General features: G+C 60.5%; 1 protein-coding gene. It reads left to right on the forward strand.

Going from position 1 to position 1,167, the window contains the following annotated elements; genetic code table 11:
* A partial coding sequence (locus tag GGQ85_RS20770) for an IS701 family transposase (protein ID WP_309776097.1) occupies positions 1-1,167 on the forward strand: 1,167 nt, incomplete at both ends.

Here is a 1,167-nt window from a genome sequence, read left to right on the forward strand (position 1 = left end):
GAAAGAGCGTCCAACCGATGGCGGCGCGGCTGGCGCCGGGCGACTACGACCGGTTGCATCATTTTATCGCTGATGGTGTCTGGGATGCGGCACCATTGGAATCGGAATTGCTGGTTCAGGCCGATCGCCTCGTCGGTGGCAAAGATGCGGTGCTGGTTATCGATGACACGGCGATGCCGAAGAAGGGCGATCGTTCGGTTGGTGTCGCTCCGCAATATGCCTCTTCTCTCGGCAAGACGGCCAATTGCCAAACATTGGTGTCGCTGACGCTTGCGCGGGGTGAAGTGCCGGTCATGGTGGCATTGCGTCTCTTCGTTCCCGAGAGTTGGACGAGCAATCCGGTGCGTTTGAAGCGTGCGGGCGTTCCAGTCGAGCATCGCGCGGCGCGGACCAAGCCGGAGATCGCGCTGGCTGAGATCGATCGCGTGATCGCCGCCGGTGTTCGCTTCGGCTGTGTGCTGGCGGACGCGGGATACGGATCGAGCGCGCCGTTCCGTCATGCTCTGAGCGAACGTGGCCTCTTGTGGGCAGTTGGTATGTCGCGGCGCCAGAAAGTCTATCCGAGCGATGTCACCATGATCTTTCCGACGGAGAAAGCCCGTAAGCCGCGCAAACACCATATCCCGGATATGTCGCCAGTTTCTGCCGAGACGATGTTGGTCGGCGAAAAGTGGCAGAAGATCAGTTGGCGCCGGGGCACGAAAGGCCCACTGACATGCCTCTTCACTGCACGGCGTGTCCGCATCGCGGACGGCCCAAAGCACCGCGTGTTCGATAAAGGTGTCGAGCGTATGCCTGGCGATGAAGTGTGGATCCTGGGCGAACGACGATCGAGCGGAGAGCAGAAGTACTACGTCTCGAACCTGCCCGCTGACGTTTCGCTCAAGACGCTGGCAGCCGCCGTCAAGGCGCGGTGGATCTGTGAACAGGCGCATCAGCAATTGAAGGAAGAGCTGGGGCTCGACCATTTTGAAGGCAGGTCGTGGGCTGGATTACACCGACACGCCTTGATGACGATGATCGCCTACGCTTTCCTTCAATCCCGCCGCCTCACCGCAGCAGGACGGAAAAAAAAGAGTCTCAGGCCCTCCGCCACAGCCGAGCATGCCAGCCATCAGACAAGCCATCCTCGACCTATTCGTGCGGCCTCCACCGTTACGATGCACG

The sequence above is a fragment of the Nitrobacter vulgaris genome (assembly GCF_031453995.1).
Taxonomy (GTDB): Bacteria; Pseudomonadota; Alphaproteobacteria; order Rhizobiales; family Xanthobacteraceae; genus Nitrobacter; species Nitrobacter vulgaris.